Origin of the sequence: Mesorhizobium sp. M1A.F.Ca.IN.020.03.2.1, from assembly GCF_004023205.1 — a bacterium.
Classification (GTDB): Bacteria; Pseudomonadota; Alphaproteobacteria; order Rhizobiales; family Rhizobiaceae; genus Mesorhizobium.
In genome coordinates, this window is record NZ_RZSV01000137.1 from 1 (window position 1) to 15,467 (window position 15,467).

18 protein-coding genes and 1 pseudogene are annotated in these 15,467 nt (G+C 64.6%); 8 read left to right on the forward strand and 11 right to left on the reverse strand.

All coding sequences use genetic code 11. From position 1 onward, the window contains the following. Positions 1–696 (reverse strand): PfkB family carbohydrate kinase (locus tag EOA79_RS20480; protein ID WP_128293225.1); only part of this gene is annotated, 696 nt, incomplete at its 3' end. Positions 697–703: 7 nt separating this feature from the next. Beyond that, complete coding sequence (locus tag EOA79_RS20485) at positions 704–1,702, reverse strand: DUF2125 domain-containing protein (protein WP_066990272.1); 999 nt, start codon at positions 1,700–1,702, stop codon at positions 704–706. A gap of 124 nt (positions 1,703–1,826) precedes the next feature. Here EOA79_RS20485 and EOA79_RS20490 point away from each other — a divergent pair, with 124 nt between their 5' ends. The 3 genes from EOA79_RS20490 (at position 1,827) to EOA79_RS20500 (ending at position 4,187) form a co-directional block, all read left to right on the forward strand. Next, positions 1,827–2,357, forward strand: a complete 531-nt coding sequence (locus EOA79_RS20490; protein ID WP_095823986.1) for a gamma-glutamylcyclotransferase — start codon at positions 1,827–1,829, stop codon at positions 2,355–2,357. A 118-nt stretch (positions 2,358–2,475) separates the two neighbouring features. Next, a complete protein-coding gene (locus tag EOA79_RS20495) occupies positions 2,476–3,423 on the forward strand; it encodes an aldo/keto reductase (protein WP_095823985.1) in 948 nt (315 codons plus the stop codon). A 143-nt stretch (positions 3,424–3,566) separates the two neighbouring features. Then, positions 3,567–4,187, forward strand: a complete 621-nt coding sequence (locus EOA79_RS20500; protein WP_095823984.1) for a LysE family translocator — start codon at positions 3,567–3,569, stop codon at positions 4,185–4,187. Positions 4,188–4,194: 7 nt separating this feature from the next. On the opposite strand, the gene EOA79_RS20505 is transcribed toward EOA79_RS20500, so the two are convergent. Next, the gene (locus EOA79_RS20505; RefSeq protein WP_095823983.1) at positions 4,195–4,989 is read right to left on the reverse strand and encodes a 1-acyl-sn-glycerol-3-phosphate acyltransferase; all 795 of its coding nucleotides are present in this window, start codon (positions 4,987–4,989) and stop codon (positions 4,195–4,197) included. Positions 4,990–5,070: 81 nt separating this feature from the next. Further along, complete coding sequence (locus EOA79_RS20510) at positions 5,071–5,973, reverse strand: LysR family transcriptional regulator (RefSeq protein ID WP_095823982.1); 903 nt, start codon at positions 5,971–5,973, stop codon at positions 5,071–5,073. A 102-nt stretch (positions 5,974–6,075) separates the two neighbouring features. Between EOA79_RS20510 and EOA79_RS20515 the strand changes: the two genes are divergently transcribed. Then, a complete protein-coding gene (locus tag EOA79_RS20515; protein WP_095823981.1) occupies positions 6,076–6,696 on the forward strand; it encodes a pyridoxamine 5'-phosphate oxidase family protein in 621 nt (206 codons plus the stop codon). Here the strand turns inward: EOA79_RS20515 and EOA79_RS20520 are convergent. From EOA79_RS20520 to ftsE, 3 genes are all read right to left on the reverse strand, one after another. Beyond that, on the reverse strand, positions 6,693–7,421 hold the full coding sequence (locus tag EOA79_RS20520; protein WP_066990251.1) for a YdcF family protein: 729 nt from the start codon (positions 7,419–7,421) through the stop codon (positions 6,693–6,695). The genes EOA79_RS20515 and EOA79_RS20520 overlap by 4 nt on opposite strands. A 184-nt stretch (positions 7,422–7,605) precedes the next feature. Further along, positions 7,606–8,595, reverse strand: coding sequence for an ABC transporter permease (locus tag EOA79_RS20525; RefSeq protein ID WP_095823980.1), 990 nt, complete (start codon positions 8,593–8,595; stop codon positions 7,606–7,608). After that, positions 8,588–9,247, reverse strand: a complete 660-nt coding sequence (gene ftsE / locus EOA79_RS20530) for a cell division ATP-binding protein FtsE (protein ID WP_066990245.1) — start codon at positions 9,245–9,247, stop codon at positions 8,588–8,590. Before ftsE ends, EOA79_RS20525 begins: the two co-directional genes overlap by 8 nt. A gap of 181 nt (positions 9,248–9,428) precedes the next feature. On the opposite strand from ftsE, the gene EOA79_RS20535 reads away from it, so the two are divergent. The 3 genes from EOA79_RS20535 (at position 9,429) to EOA79_RS20545 (ending at position 11,239) form a co-directional block, all read left to right on the forward strand. Next, a complete protein-coding gene (locus EOA79_RS20535) occupies positions 9,429–10,070 on the forward strand; it encodes a hypothetical protein (RefSeq protein WP_095823979.1) in 642 nt (213 codons plus the stop codon). 178 nt (positions 10,071–10,248) lie between these two features. Beyond that, on the forward strand, positions 10,249–10,791 hold the full coding sequence (gene hpt / locus EOA79_RS20540; RefSeq protein ID WP_067319657.1) for a hypoxanthine phosphoribosyltransferase: 543 nt from the start codon (positions 10,249–10,251) through the stop codon (positions 10,789–10,791). A gap of 76 nt (positions 10,792–10,867) precedes the next feature. Then, positions 10,868–11,239 (forward strand): response regulator, encoded by a 372-nt coding sequence (locus tag EOA79_RS20545; protein ID WP_067319126.1) that lies wholly within the window; start codon positions 10,868–10,870, stop codon positions 11,237–11,239. A gap of 4 nt (positions 11,240–11,243) precedes the next feature. Here the strand turns inward: EOA79_RS20545 and EOA79_RS20550 are convergent, their stop codons facing one another. Then, complete coding sequence (locus EOA79_RS20550) at positions 11,244–12,194, reverse strand: DMT family transporter (RefSeq protein WP_095823978.1); 951 nt, start codon at positions 12,192–12,194, stop codon at positions 11,244–11,246. A 189-nt stretch (positions 12,195–12,383) separates the two neighbouring features. Between EOA79_RS20550 and EOA79_RS20555 the strand changes: the two genes are divergently transcribed. Further along, positions 12,384–13,268, forward strand: coding sequence for a LysR substrate-binding domain-containing protein (locus EOA79_RS20555; protein ID WP_095824181.1), 885 nt, complete (start codon positions 12,384–12,386; stop codon positions 13,266–13,268). A gap of 17 nt (positions 13,269–13,285) precedes the next feature. Here EOA79_RS20555 and EOA79_RS20560 read toward each other — a convergent pair whose 3' ends face one another. The 3 genes and pseudogenes from EOA79_RS20560 to EOA79_RS20570 form a co-directional block, all read right to left on the reverse strand. Then, a complete protein-coding gene (locus tag EOA79_RS20560) occupies positions 13,286–13,888 on the reverse strand; it encodes a 2-hydroxychromene-2-carboxylate isomerase (protein ID WP_095823977.1) in 603 nt (200 codons plus the stop codon). Positions 13,889–13,975: 87 nt separating this feature from the next. Beyond that, the gene (locus tag EOA79_RS20565; RefSeq protein ID WP_095823976.1) at positions 13,976–14,341 is read right to left on the reverse strand and encodes a glyoxalase superfamily protein; all 366 of its coding nucleotides are present in this window, start codon (positions 14,339–14,341) and stop codon (positions 13,976–13,978) included. A 23-nt stretch (positions 14,342–14,364) separates the two neighbouring features. Continuing rightward, a pseudogene (locus EOA79_RS20570) lies at positions 14,365–15,467 on the reverse strand (TIGR02302 family protein); the annotation flags it as partial.

Sequence of the window (15,467 nt, forward strand, 5' to 3'; positions counted from 1 at the left end):
GCGACCGGTTCCCCGATCATGCGACCAGGTTCCGGCAGCGCCGCCCGTCACCGCGACGAAGGCGTCGGTGCGCGAGGCGAGATCGGCGCATGCGCTTTCCGGATCGAGCGCATGGCCGCAGACGATCCGCGCCGCCGGCTCCGAGGCGACGATGTGCGAGGCCAACGGCAAAAGCCGCTCGAGCACGTCGATCGGCGCGGTGTCGGCGTCGAGGATCGCCGGACGGCCGGCGTCCCGCGCGGCCGCCAAGGCAAGTGCCGCGGCGCCCGGCCAGCGGACGTCCACCAGCACGGCGTCGAAGGCGGAAAGTTCGGCAAGCGGCAGCGTGTCGGGATCGGCTTGCGCCCTGCTGTCATAGAAGGGCACGATGATGCGCTCGCCATGGGCATCCACCAGGATCGCGGCCAGCGCGGAGCGCGCGCCGGCGACGCGGCGGACCAGGCTGCAATCGACACCTTCCGCCTCGATCTCGGCAATCAGCCGGTCGCCGACCGCATCGTCTCCCGCGCTCGCCCAAAGCGACACATCGGCGCCGAGGCGATGCGCGGCGCAGGCTGCACTCGTCGCCATGCCGGAGGCGATCTGGACACCGTCGCTGGCGATGAAGTTGCCCTGATGCGCGGGCAGCGTCTCGACACGCAGGATCGTGTCGAGGGTGAACGCGCCGACGCTGAGCAGTTTGATCGGTCCGGCCATCGCAGTCTCAATCGACCGGCTTGATCTTGCCGAGCGGGATGAAGCCAAGCGAAGCTTTACCCTTCACGATCTTGAGCGGCATGGACGGTTGGTTGCCGAGCATGGCAATGCCGGCAAAACCCTGCTCGATCTCGCTCTTGTGCTCGGGAATGGCGCCGGCGAGGATCGCCGCTACGGCCTTCGGGTCCTTTAGCTTGATCGACAGATTTGCATCGATCAGGCCGTCGGCGTCGATCGAGATCGGCCCGGATACGGTTACGCGCGCCGTGCCCGATGACACGTCGAGGCTGGCAATCTCGACCGACTGGCCGCGCAGGCTTTTCGGCGGCGCCTTAATCAGCGCGACGCCGTTCTTCACTGTCGCTTCGCCGGCGCCGTCGAGTTCCGGCAGCACGCGTCCGCCGACAGCTTCCGCGTCGATCTTCAGGTCGCCAAAGCTGCCGGTATAGACGAGGTCCTGGCCGTTCGGCTGCAGCTGGCCGGCCGCCTGGCCGGCGCTGAACAGCTGCACGGGATCGGTGTCGTCGGCCGGATCGGTCTGTCCAGACAAGCCTTCCGCCTGAAGCGAAATGCGGCGCGGAAGCGGCCATGACAGCTTGACCGTGGCGTGCAGCTTGTCCCAGTCGAGCCAAAGCGGCGGCATGCCCGGCGCCACAGTCCGCAACGGTCCGCGCAGGTTCGCCACGGGCGACAGAGGCTGGGTGATGCGAGCGACGACGTTCATATCGCCGGTCGAGGCCGCTACATTCCTGGCATCGTCCTGATAGGCCAGGCTGTCGCAGGCGACCGTGAAGTCCAGTGGATAACCGCTGACCGTGAGATTGGCGCAGTCGGCCTTGATGCCCTTGCCTCCAAGCTCGGCCACGGCCCGCTCGGCCTCGGTCTTGACCTTGCCGGCGAGATAGAACCATCCGCCGCTGTAGAGCGCGAACAGCACCAAGATGAACGCCGCAAGCCAGAACAGCCGGCGGCGAGGTTTGCGCGATCGCTCGTCACTTGACGTCATGCTGCGGCTCTCGTTAACCCCTCATGCGGCGAGCGGGTGGTTGTTCTTACGCACGACAAGCGGGGACAGAAGAAGCACCTTACCGGTGTGGTGTCGTCACTCGAATGCAATCAGGCTTGGCGATATGGGCGATTTTTGGGTTTTTGGCTACGGGTCGCTGATCTGGCGGCCCGGTTTCGCACATGTCGAGACGCGGCGCGCCCGTCTTTACGGCTTCCGCCGGTCGCTCTGCGTCTATTCCTTCGTCCATCGCGGTACGCGTGAGCGGCCGGGCCTGGTGCTCGGCCTCGACCGCGGCGGCTCCTGCGTCGGGCTCGCCTTCCGCGTGCCCGGCGATTTGCGTGACGAAGTGCTTTCCTATCTGCGCGAGCGCGAGCTGGTGACCAGCGTCTATCTCGAACGCACTCTCGATGTCCGGCTGGATGGGGCGGGACAAGGCGGAACGGTCGAAGCGGTCGCCTACATCGTCGACCGCGCGCATGAGCAATATGCCGGCGGGCTCGACGCCGGCCATGCGGCAAAAGTCGTGCGCGGCGCCGTGGGCCAATCGGGCAGGAACGAAGACTATGTCCTGAGCACAGTGGAGCATCTGAGGGCGCTCGGCATCCGCGACCACTGGCTGGAAGAGGTGGGGCGGCAGGTCGCGCCTTCGTGAAGATCTGGCCCGATCAAAAAGCAAAACCATGCCTTTGACCTCGGCAAGGCACGACCTAGCTTAGCCGCAATCCATCCTCTGGGCACCCATGCCCTTCCCAGCATCACGGAGATCAGTCTTGCAGAAACGCCGTCTCGGTCGCACCGACCTTTCCATCGCGCCGCTGGTCCTTGGAGGCAACGTCTTCGGCTGGACCGCCGACGAGAAGACCTCGTTCGACCTGCTCGACCGCTTTGCCGAGGCCGGCTTCAACGCAGTCGACACGGCGGACGCCTATTCGCGCTGGGCGCCGGGCAACAAAGGCGGCGAATCCGAAACCATCATCGGCAACTGGATGAAGAGCCGCGGCAACCGGGACAGCATCGTCGTCATCACCAAGGTCGGCTCCGACATGGGACAGGGCAGGCGGGACCTCTCCGCAGCCTATATCGAAAAAGCGGTCGACCAATCGCTCAAGCGGCTGCAGACCGACGTCATCGACCTCTATCTGTCGCACTGGCCGGACCCGGCCACGCCTTACGAGGAAACGCTCGGCGCCTATCAGCGCCTGCTCGAGAAGGGCAAGATCCGCTATCCGGGCTGCTCCAATCTCGATGCGGGGCAATTGCGCGCGGCCCTGGATGTCGCCAGCCTGCGGGGCTTGCCGCGTTACGAGGTTCTGCAGCCCGAATACAATCTGTACGATCGCTCTTCGCTGGACGGCCCGCTGCTCGACCTGTGCAAGGCGGAAAGCCTCGGCGTCATCACCTATTTCGGCCTGGCCAAGGGGTTCCTCAGCGGCAAATACCGCAGCAAGGCCGACCTTGGCCGGAGCGAGCGTGGCGAAGACGTGGCCGAGTATCTCAACGAACGCGGCATGCGCATTCTCTCCGCGCTCGATGCCGCGGCCGGGCGCCATTCGGCCAAGCAGGCCGAAGTGGCGCTCGCCTGGATCATGGCGCGGCCGGGCATCAGCGCGCCGATTGCCAGCGCCACGACGCCCGCACAGATGGAAAGCCTGATCCGCGCCGCATCGCTCAAGCTTTCCGCCGACGACATCGCAGCGCTCGATCGCGCCAGCGCTTAAGGCGTGTCGATATTCAGGCGGATGCCGGCCTGACCTGGATCCAACATGCGTTAGTGCAGCAGGTCCCCCGCACGATCGTCCAAGACCTTGCAGATAGCCTCGCGATAATTCCTACCCGATCGCGGCAGGAATTGAGGTTCGGCATGGTCGGAGAAGTTTTGTCCGAAGCGCAGCCCTGGCAGCAGGTGCTGGCGCTGGTCATGGCGGCGACCGTTGTCATGGGTAGCCCAGGTCCGGCGACGATCAGCGTCACCGCCGTCGGCGCCGCTTTCGGGCTGCGGCCTTCGCTGGCTTATACGTCCGGCATCGTGCTTGGAACGACGGCCGTGCTCCTGGTTGTGGCCGCCGGGATATTCGGCATGCTCGCCTCGGTGCCGGGGCTGGCGCCGTTGCTGACTGTCGCTTCGGCCCTCTACATCCTCTACCTTGCCTTCAGGATCGCGACAGCGCCGCCGCTTGCCCAAGGCGGCAATGCGGCGGCGCGTCCCACCTTCTTCGGCGGCTTCATGCTCGCCGTCGCCAACCCGAAAGCCTATGTGGCGATCGGCGCGGTCTTCGCGGGAGCTTCATCCACGGTCGACGGGCTCGGGATTTCGGCCAAGCTTTTGGTGCTGGCAGCGATGATCGTCGCCATTCATGTGCTCTGGCTTCTCGCTGGGACGATTTTCGCGAGGCTGCTGCGCGATCCATTGGCGTCGCGGATCATCAATCTCGTCTTCGCGGCGACGCTGGTGCTGACGACTGCACTGGCGGGGCTGCCGTAAGGGGAGCTCAGGCCTTCGCCGCAGCGCCGAGCTCCGCCAGCCGCTTCACCGCCGTCGGCGGCATCGGCGGCGGGTTCGGCGCGCGCGAGGCCTCGACCAGCAGCTCGTCGCAGGCGGTCTCGGTCTCGCCGATCAGCCGCTGCATGAACTCCTCCTTGTCGAGCCCCGGAGGAATCGGCGGCAGGAAACGGGCCTTTATGGTGCCCGGATAACGCATGAACTTGCGGCGCGGCCAGTAGAGGCCGGCGACATGGGCGACCGGCACCACGGGAACGCCCAGTTGGGTATAGAGCTCGACGATGCCGTATTTGTAGGACGGCTCGGCGCCCGGTGGGCGACGAGTGCCTTCCGGGTAGATGATAAGCTGACGCGGGTTGCGCGCCATCTCCTGCCTTGTCGCGGCAACGACCGCTTTCAGCGCCTTGGAGCGGCTGCCGCGGTCGACCGGGATCATGCGCATCTTCATGATGTACCAGCCGAAGAAGGGGATCCAGGTCAGTTCCCGCTTCAGGATATACAAGGCGTCGTCGAGATAAGGAAAAAAGGCGATCGCGTCCCAGAAGGACTGGTGCTTCGGCGCCAGGATGAAGGACCCCTCAGGCAGGTTCTCGGAACCCGTGATTTCGCTCCTGGTGCCGGCGATCTTGTCGTAAAGCCACATCGAGGTGCGCGACCAGAATTTCGGCACGAACCAGGCGCGGTGGCGGGGCGACAGGAAATAGAAGGGCGTCCAGAAGATCATCTGAACGACCAGGCTGAGATAGAAGGCAAGGTTGAACGCCAGCGAGCGGATAATGAGCATGCGGGAAAGGGCCCGGTGTGGAAGTGAGCGTTGGTTACACCAAGCGCGGGCAAAAAGGAAACGGCGCGACGGTCGGGCGCATCACAGCGAACGCGCCAGCCGCTCCTTCAGGCGGGGCGCCGCGAAATCGAGGAAGGCCCGAAGCTTCACCGGCAGCAGGCCCTGACCGGCATGCACGAGATTGACCGGCCAGGGCGGCGGCTCGAACGGCTCGAGCACGACATGAAGCGCGCCGGCGCGCACCGCGGCGTCCGCCTGATAGGAGAGCACCTTCGTCAGGCCGAGGCTGGCGATCGCCGCATCGATTGCTGCCTCGGCGGTGTTGAGCTGCAGCCGCGAGCGGACCGGAACCACGGTTTCGCTCTTGCCGGTGCCGAAGCTCCACGTCGCGGGAGAGGCAAGCCCTTCGAAGGTGATGCAGTTGTGGCCTGAAAGGTCGCGCGGTTCGAACGGCGTGCCATGCTTCGCAAGATATGCCGGGCTGGCGCAGACGATGCGGCGGATCTGGCCGACGCGCGTTGCGACCATGGCCGAATCCGGCAGCGCGCCGATGCGCACGGCAAGATCGATATGCTCCTCGATCAGATGCGTGATCCGATCGGACAGCGTCAGGCGGATGTCGACGTCGGGATAGGCGGCCAGAAAATCTGTAACAATCGGCAGCACATGCAGGCGGCCGAAGACGACCGGCGCAGTGATCACCAGCTCGCCGGTCGGGCTCAAGTATTCGCCAGCGGCGGCGCGCTCGGCTTCGCCCACCTCATCGAGGATACGGCGGCAGGCGGCGAGATAGGAACGACCAGCGTCCGTCAAGGTGAGGCGCCGCGTCGAGCGGTTGAGCAGACGCGTCTTGAGGTGCCTCTCCAGTTCGGAGAGCTTGCGGCTGACGGTGGCGAGCGGCACGCCGGCATGTCGCGCGACGGCGGAAAGGCTGCCGGCCTCCACGGTGGCTACGAACAAGAACATGGCGTCGAGGCGGTCCATTTATTCTTCCGAAATGTGGAAGGATGGATTGCAAATATGCCTTCTACCTCCGGATTTCGGAAGGGGCTACATGTCGTTCCACTTTGGCAGAGGACAGCCGCCATGGACGCCTTCACCAGCGACGTCGCCTTTACCCCTACGGTCAAGGCCATCCAGTCCCGCAAGGGCTCGCGCGCATCTTATGCGCGGGTCGAGGAGCGCGGCGGCTGGCGGGCGACGATCACGCCCGACCTCGCCGCCTTCGTCGAGGCGCAGACCAGTGTGTTCCTGGCGACAGCCAATGGCGGAGGTCAACCCTATGTTCAGCATCGCGGCGGGCCAGCCGGCTTCCTGAAGGTGCTGGACGAGCAAACGATCGGCTTTGCCGATTTCTCGGGGAACCGGCAGTTCATCACCCAGGGCAATCTTGCGGACAATGCCCAGGCCTTCCTGTTCCTGATCGACTACATGCTTCGGCAGCGCATCAAGATCTGGGGCACAGCGCGCGTCGTCGAGGACGATGCGGAGCTGACGGCGAGGCTGATGCCGGCCAACTACAAGGCGCGGCCGGAGCAGGCGATCCTGTTCAGCGTCACGGCCTGGGATGCAAATTGCCCGCAGCATATTCCGCAGCGCTTCGAGGCGGCGGATGTGGCCGCCGCGCTTGCCGAGCGGGATAGACGCATTGCCGGTCTGGAGCAGGAGATCGCACGCCTGCGCAACAGCGCGTCTGGCGAAGCTTAGTTCTTGCTCACCGTAGAGGCTTCGGCGAGCGTGACGCCCTCGGTGGTCGGCCGAAGCGGGACGATGCCGCGCGCCAGCGCCAACACATATTTGCTGTATTCGGTGAGCAGCACGCGCAGTGCTTCCGGCTTGGTCAGCCAGCTGCCATTGCCGAGCTTGTTGTTGACCACCGGATAGGGCTCAAGCCGCGCGCCATGCAGCAGCCGGCCCATCTCGAGCAGGCTGCGCGGCATGTGGTAGTTGTTGGTGACGACGATGATGCTGCCATAGGCGTGGCTTTCCACCCATTTGGCGCTCTCCTCGGCATTGCCGATCGTGTCGAGCGCGGCGCGGTCGATGTCGACGCAGCAGGAGAACAGCTGCTTGTCGCCGCCCATCGCCGCTTGCAATTGGCGGCGGCTCGCCGTGGGGTGAACACCGCTGATCAAGAGCCGCTCGCCCTTGCCTGATGCCAGCAGATCCATGGCGGCGTCGAGCCTCGACTGACCACCGGTGAGCACGATGATTGCGTCGGCCCTGGCCGGATTGACCGGCGTCGTCATGTTGCTGACCTTGTCGGCAAACCAGCCGAAGCCGCCGGCGAAAAGCGCCAGCAGGGCGAGCACGAAGAAACCGCAGAGACGAAGCGCAAATCTGAGACGACCGGTTCTTGCAGACGCAGCACCGCGCGTAAGCGCCGCTGGCATCCGTCCAGCCGTTCCGATCGAGTCCCGCGCGTCCATCATCCCCAGGTTAATCCTGAAAACATCCAATGGTTAACTCTGAAACGTCGCCTTTCATAGATAGCACGGCGCACATTGCGTTACGGCAGTTTCCCTTGCGTGATCATGCACTTGTGGAGTCCGGATCGCATTGGAAACCCAACTTGCCACCTCTTGCATTCGCGCCACCCTTGGCTACGCGTCATGATCAGACCGCCTCCGGCTGCCGGATGTCGATCTCGCTGAGATAGGCGACGACCGTGGCATGCGAGGTCGCAGCGGTCAGCGCGCCGATCACCAGCACCATCAGGGCGACGCCGAGATAGCCGGTGGAGCCGATCGCGAAATTGCCGAACAGCGCGGTCGCCTGGTCGGCCTCAGGCGTCGCCATGTTGCGCGACGACCACCAGGAAAAGACGATGAAGACCATGATAGCGGCGGCACCTCCGGCGGCGGCGCCTTTCATGCCGGTGACCAGGAAATGCCAACGGAATTCGCGCGCGATGAAGCGGGCCTCGGCGCCGACAAAATGCAGGACCTCGATGATGTGGCCGTTGCCGGCCATGGCGCCGCGCGTGGCGAACACCACCGTCAGCACCGTCGCCGATAATATCAGCGCCAAAACGGCAAAGCCGATCGTCACTGTCGTATGCGCCATGGCGACCAGCCGGTCGACCCAGGTGCGATGGTCGTCGAGCGCGGCGCTCGGCAGCTTGGGCGTGATCGCGGCGCGCATGGCCGCGAAGTCGGGCGGATTGGCCTCGTCGATGGTGACGACGATGAGGCGCGGCACCGGCAGTTCATCAATGTTGAGGCCGGTGCCCAGCCACGGCTCCAAAAGGCGCGCCGTCGCATCGCGGTCGACGATCCTCGTACCCTTCACACCCGGGAACTCGCTGGCGATCTCAGAGGCCTGCGCGAGGGCTGCTTCCATGTCGAGGCCCTCGACGGGCTTGATCTGGATCGTCGCCTCGCGCGAGATCTGGTTCTCCCAGACCGAGGCGGTGTCGCGCACCAGCGTCACGGCGCCGAAGGTTAGGCAGGACAGGAAGGTCATGATGGCGATGACCAGCACCAGGGCCCGGCCGGCGATGTTGTGCGCCGGCACGATCGGCGCCATCTTGCGCTGGACACGGCGAACGACAGCCGGCGTCTCGACGGCTTCCTCGTGCAGGTGATCGGCCGGAAGTTCAGTCATAGACGTCCAGCCTTCCGCCGGCCAGAATCATGCGCCGCGCATCGACCTGCTCCATCAGGCCGAGGTCGTGGGTTGCGATCACCACGGCGGTGCCGAGCCGGTTGAGCTCGATAAAGAGCCTCAGCAGCCGGCGCGCCAACGGCGGATCGACGTTGCCGGTCGGCTCGTCGGCAAGCAGGATCTCCGGCTGCTCGATCAGCGCGCGAGCGATCGCAGCACGCTGCTTCTCGCCGCCCGACAGCACCGGCGGCAGCACATGCATGCGCTCCCCGAGGCCAACCCATTTCAGGAGCTCGGTGACGTCGGTGCGATAGCTCGCCTCCTCGCGCCCGCGGACGCGCAACGGCAGCGCCACGTTCTCGTAAGTGGTCATGTGGTCAAGCAGGCGGAAATCCTGGAACACCACGCCGATGCGGCGCCTGAGCAGCGGCAACTCGCCGCGCGAGATGCGCGAACGATCCTTGCCGAAAATGGTGATCAGGCCGCGCGTCGGCTTCAGCGACATGAAAAGCAGGCGCAGCAAGGTGGTCTTGCCGGCGCCCGAGGGGCCGCTCAGGAACTGAAAGGAGCGCTCCGGAATGTGCAGGGAAATGTCGCGGAGGATCTCCGGACCCATGCCATAGCGGAGGCCGACATTTTCGAAGCGGATCACGTTCGGCGACCTGAAACCTTAGGCGGCATCCCGCCAGCCTGTTCTCTGCCAAGACCATCGGCCGGCATGGTTAATCGTTGGTTAATTTCTGCGCGCTTTCGACATTTCACAGCAGTTCCGGTGGGGAAGCGTTAACCATTTGCGTTTACCCAAAAGCAACGAAGATTGCACTGGGGCCGTAATGGCTGAGGATAGAACCGCGCGCTCTGTTTCCGGCGAAATCATGACCGGCACGGCGACAAAGGCCGCGCCGGAGCGCGTCATCCTCGACACCGATGTCGTCGATGCCGACTATGTGGTGCTGCCGCGATTCGCCGCCCGTTCGGAACCGCTTGCGGCGCCGTTGCCGCCGCAAGCGCCCTCGACGCCATCCATCGCTGGCATGGGCATGCTGCGCAAACCGGAGGCTGCGCCGGCGCGGCCGGCCTCGCGTGGCGGTCCAATCTTCTGGGCCGCCGGAGTGGGCGCCGCACTCGTGGCTTTCTGGGTGTCGGGCGGTCATGCCCTGGTGCGTCAGAGCCCCTTCTGGGCGGCTGCGCAGCCGGCAAGCGCGCTCAGCATTTCCGGTGTGACGTCGCGAATCGATGCCTCGGGGCTGAAGCCCATCCTGTTCATCGACGGCGAGGCCGCCAATGACGGCGTACGGGCGGAGTCGCTGCCGCCGCTCGAGATCCGCGTCACCGACAATGCCAGCAATGTCATCCGCTACAGGTTGGGGACATCCAACCGCTCGCTGGCGCCCGGCGAAAGATTCGGCTTTTCCAGCCGGCTCGATGTCCCTAGAAACGGCGTGAAGGCCGTATCGGTCACCTTCGCCGGGTAGGGGCATCGATATTCAGGTGATGCCGGCCTGCAATTAGTGGTTTCCTGCGCTTAGGTGCTCACGTGCTTGAGTACGCTCTGCACCGGTTCTCGGAACCCGCTATTTTGGGTTCGGCCTGACCTGAATATTGATGAACCTAGCCCTTCCGGCGTTGCAGGCGATTCTGAAGGAAAAAGCTATGCCAGTTGTACGCGGCAAGGACATCGAGGTCCTGTTTTCGGCGTCGGCGATCGCCCGGCGCAATCTCGAGCTCGCCAAGGAAATCGCCGGGCGCGACTATCACGACCTGCTTGTGATATCGATCCTGAAAGGCTCGTTCGTCTTTGCCGCCGATCTTATCCGCGCCATGCACGACGTCGGCCTGTCGCCCGAGGTCGAATTCATCTTCATCTCCAGCTACGGCGCCGGCACCACAAGCGGCGAGGTCAAGGTGCTGCGCGACATCGACAACGAGGTCGCCGGCCGCGACGTTCTTTTGATCGACGACATCCTCGAATCCGGCAAGACGCTTTCCTTCACCCGCGACCTGATGCTGTCGCGCGGCGCCAGGAGCTGCGCCATCGCGGTGCTGCTCGACAAGCGCATGCGCCGCCAGACCACGCTCAACGCCGATTATGTCGGCTTCGACTGCCCCGATTATTTCGTCGTCGGCTACGGCATGGACGTCGCGCATGCTTTCCGGGAATTGCCGTTTGTCGGGGTCGTGAAAGGCGACAAGTAAGGTCGCGCCGAAAGAGGCCGCATAGACGTTTCAAATTTTCAGAAAACGTCAACGTTTCGGCGGCATCTATCTCGGCATGGCAAAGCTTTTGATCGTCGAGGACGATGAATCCGTCCGCACCCTCGCTGCCCGCGCGCTGGAGCGTGATGGGCACAGTGTCACCATCGCCGCCGATGGCGCGCAGGGGCTCACCCTGATCCGCCAGCAGCGCGGCAGCTACGATCTCGTGGTATCCGATATCCGCATGCCGGAGATGGACGGCATCGAGATGGCGACCGCGGCGGCAAAACAGTTTCCGGCCATGAAGATCATGCTGATGACCGGCTATGCCGACCAGCGCGAGCGCGCCGAGGAATTGAACGGCATCATCCTCGACGTCGTGCAGAAGCCGTTCACGCTTGCCGAAATACGCGCCCGCGTCGGACGGGCATTAAGCTGCTTCGCTTGATCGTTCAGACGGCATCGCCGGTCGCTGCGATTGCAGGTGCTGCGCCGCGTCGGCGCTCACCGTTCAGTGCGGCCAGACCGGCGCCGATGATCAGCGCCGCGCCCAGCACCGTCGTTGACCGCGGGACCTCGGCGAAGAACAGGAAGCCCCACAGCGGCGACCAGAGGATGCCCGTGTATTCGAAGGTTGCGACCCGGTTGGCGGGCGCCATCCGGTAGGCCTGCGACAGCAAGATCATGCCGGCGGAGGCAACGAAGCCGCAGGCCGCCATCTTCAGGAAGTCCGGCAGCGCCGGCCAGACCCACGGCCGCACCAGGAAGTCGAGGCTCGGGTGGCCCGCATGGGTAATGCCGGCAAGATGAAACACCGCGGCCACCGCCACAGCGCCGGTGAGATAGGCGCCGTTCTGGTAGAAGGCCATCACCGTCGAGGATTCGGTCTCGCCGATCCGGCGCGCCATCAGTTGCGAGAACCCGTAGAGGAATGCCGAGCCGAGCGACAGCAGTGCCGCCCAGTCGAACAATCCGGCGCCCGGACGCAGCATCACGACCACGCCCACGAGGCCGATCAGCACCGTCGTCAGCGTCCGCCAGGAGACGTGCTCGCCGAGATAAGGCCCGGCAAGCAACATGATGAAGAGCGGCGCCATGAAATAGAGCGCTATCGCGTCGGCCAGCGAGAGGGCGGCAATCGCCAGATAGTAGACGGTGTAGGAGCTGAATTGGATGAAGCCGCGCAGCGTCAGCATGCCCGCTCGTTTCGACAGCAAGGCTGTCAGGCCGACATCGGCCTGGACGATAACGATCAGGATCGGCAGCGCCACGAGGGCGCGGATCGCCATCACTTCCGTCACCGGATAGCTGCCCGAAACCGCCTTCACCAGCGGGTCCTGCAACGAAAAGACAAGAACGCCGAGGCAGAGGCTCAAAATGCCAAGCACCATCCGGTTCTGCATGTTCGTTCCAGTGAAAAAGAGCCCGCCACCGTTTCGGGCAGCGGGCACGAGTGAGGACTCTTCGAATTGGTCCGCTGCCGAATCTCACGGCCGCATATCCAATGGGTAGAGCAACTATCCTGCGACGTTTGACATGTTGCAAACGAATTGGAATGATACCAGCAATCAAAATTTCTTATGGCGGCATCGATGAAGCCCACCCTCGACAGCGACCTCCTGCGCACCTTCGTGGCGGTGGCCGAGACCGGCAATTTCACCAAGGCGGCGGAAAAGGCCGGACGCACCCAGTCGGCGGTGTCCATGCAGATGAAAAAGCTGGAAGACATGGTGGGCGACAGCCTGTTCGAGCGCGGCTCTCGCGGGGTGGCGCTGACACGCCGCGGCGGCGAGCTCATCACCAACGCCCGCCGCATCGTCTCGCTGCTCGACGAGACGGCGGCATCGCTGGTCGCGCCGCCGCTCGGCGGGCTGGTGCGCATCGGCATTCCTGCCGAATACGGGCGGTCAATCTTGTCGCGGGCACTTGGCGAATTCGCCAAACGCCACCCGCGCGTGGAGGTCACGGTGCGTTACGCGCATTCCGACTCGCAGGTGAGGGCGCTTGCGGCCGGCGAACTCGACCTTGCGGTGGTGTTCGAGTGGGAAGGTCTTTCCGGCGGCGATGTGCTGATGCACGATCCCACGGTATGGGTGACGTCAACGCTGCATCACATGCATGAGGAACGGCCGGTGCCGATCGCGCTTTACAGCCGCAATGGCTGGTGTCGGGACTTCGCGATCAAGTCGCTGCAGCAGCGCGGCCTCGACTACCGCGTCGCCTACACCAGCGACACCAATGGCGGCCTGACGCTGGCGGTCACTTCTGGCCTGGCGATCGCACCGATCTCGCGCAGCAACATCCCGCCCGATTGCCGCGAACTGACCGCCGCCGACGGCTTCGGCGACATCGATTCCTCGAATGTGGTGCTTCACCGCAATCCGCTGGCGACGGGCGAAGCGATCGACGGGATGGAAAACGCGATCCGCGAGGCTTTCATGCTGACCAGGCAGGCACAGGCAACAGCCAGTCTTTGACGTACGAAACGGTCCGCTCAATCCGGCGGTCCGCTCTCCATCCGCTTGAGCCAGCGCATGGCATCCTCAAGGCGATCGTCGCCCCAGAACAGCTCGCCGTCGACGACGAAGCTCGGCGAGCCGAAGACGCCGAGCGCCTTGGCCTGCTCCGTCGCGGCCGCGAGCTCGGCCTTGGCGTCATCGCTGTCGGCCCGCCGAAGAACCGGCTCCGCTTTCTGTCCGGCCTTCTCGATGCTAGCCGAAATGTTTGGCTCGCTACCAGCCGGCTCACCCATTTCAAACCAGCGCCGGTACGTTTCCCGGGCATAGGCTTCGCACCAGCCCTCGCGCGCCGCGATGAGAGCCACGCGATTGGCGCGTTCGAGCTCGGCCAGCGGGTAGGGGGCCGGCAGTTTCGGCACCATCCTGTACATCGCCGCTCGGCGCTCGATGTCGCGCCACATATAAGCGGCCTTCGCCGGCTTCTTGGCAAAGGGAATGTTGTCCATCTCGATCATGATGGCGCGCACATTGAAGGGTAGCCAGCGGAACTCGATGCCGGTCTCAGCCGCAACCTCGGCGAGACGCATCACCGAAAGATAGGTGTAGGTGCTGCCGATGGAGAACCAGAAGTCGATCATCGCCAGTCTCCCTTGACGATGACGATACCGGCAGGCAGCGCGGCCTGCAATGCGTGTGGCGAGAGCGACCTGCGGCTGCCCGCTACCTCAGTCTCTTTCGAAAAAGGTCAGGCGATTGCCGAACGGATCGATCACCGTGACCTCCTTCGTCTGCCAAGGCGTCGTCTCGAGGCCCGGCCTGTTGAAGCGGTAGTTCTTGGCCTTGAACTCGCGATGCAGCTCAATGATGCCGTCCGTTTCGATGCGTATATTGGCACCGGGCGAGCCGTCGCCATGATGCTCGCTCAAATGCAGCTCGCAGCCGTCGCGGGCGACGCCCATATAGAGCGGCGCGTTGTCGTCGAAGCGATGCTCGAAGCGGACCTCGAAACCGAGGAAGCCGAGGTAGAACTCTCGCGCCTTGACGGTATCGAACATGCGCAGGATCGGGGTGACGGTTCCAAGCTTCGGCATGTCGGCGGTGACCGGTGTGGGCGCTATTTCAGTTCGAGCAGGCGTTCGAGGTAGCTGCGCTCGATGTCCGGGCTGAGCGCGTTGCCGAGGCGCTTGCGGATCGCTTCGAGGATCTGGCGGGCGCGCTGCACGTCGATCTCGTCGGGCACCTTGACGGAGTTGCCGTCGTCGGGGCCCTTTGTGGCGCGCGGCCGGCCAAGCGGGTCGCGGTCGGCGTCCTGCTGACGTCCGCCCTGTTCGCTGCCGCCCTGGTCGCCCTGCATGGCCTGCATCTGCTTCATCATCTCCTTGGCGCCGCGGCGCAGCGCCTCCAGCGCGCGGCCCTGGTGGCCGACCGCCTGGTCGCCTTCGCCTTCGCCCAGCGCCTGCTCGGCATCGCCCATGGATTTGCCGGCCTCGCCGAAGCCCTCATTGGGCTGCATGCCCATGCCTTCGAGGCCCTTCTTCAGCTTGTCGAGCTCGCTCTGCAACTGGCCCTGACCTTCCTGCAGCTGCTTCAGCGCATCCGCGAATTCCTGCGGCGTCATTTGCTTCGGCCGGCCGAGCGGGTCGCGGTCATCACCGGGCTTCTGCCCATCCTGCGACTGCTCGCCATCCTCGCCCAGCTGCTCGTCGCGATTTGCACCGCGCTGCCGATCGCCGCGCTGCATCTGATCGAGGCGGAAGGTATCGTTCATCATCTCCTGCTGGCGCCGCATGATCTCGCCCAGCTTGTCCATCTGCTGGCGCATCTCGCTGTCCTGCTCGCCGGCCTGCTGCTGGCGCCCGGCCTGCAGGTTGTTCATCATGTCCTGCAGTTCCGACAACAACTGCTGGGCCCGGTCTCGGTCGCCGGATTTGGCGAGATTCTCGATCTCGTCCATCATCCGGTTGATGTCGCTCTGGCGCAGTTCCCGACCGTTCTGCTGCATCTGCGGCGCGTTCGGGTTCTGCTGGGCGCGCTGGGCGAATTCCTGCAGGAACTGGTTCATCGCCTCGCGAAGTTCCTTCATCGCCTTTTCGAGCTCTTCGTCGCTGGCGCCGTTTTTGATGGCGTCCTGTAGCGCCTGCTGCGCCTGGCGCAGCAGGCGCTACAGGACGCCATCAAAAACGGCGCCAGCGACGAAGAGCTCGAAAAGGCGATGAA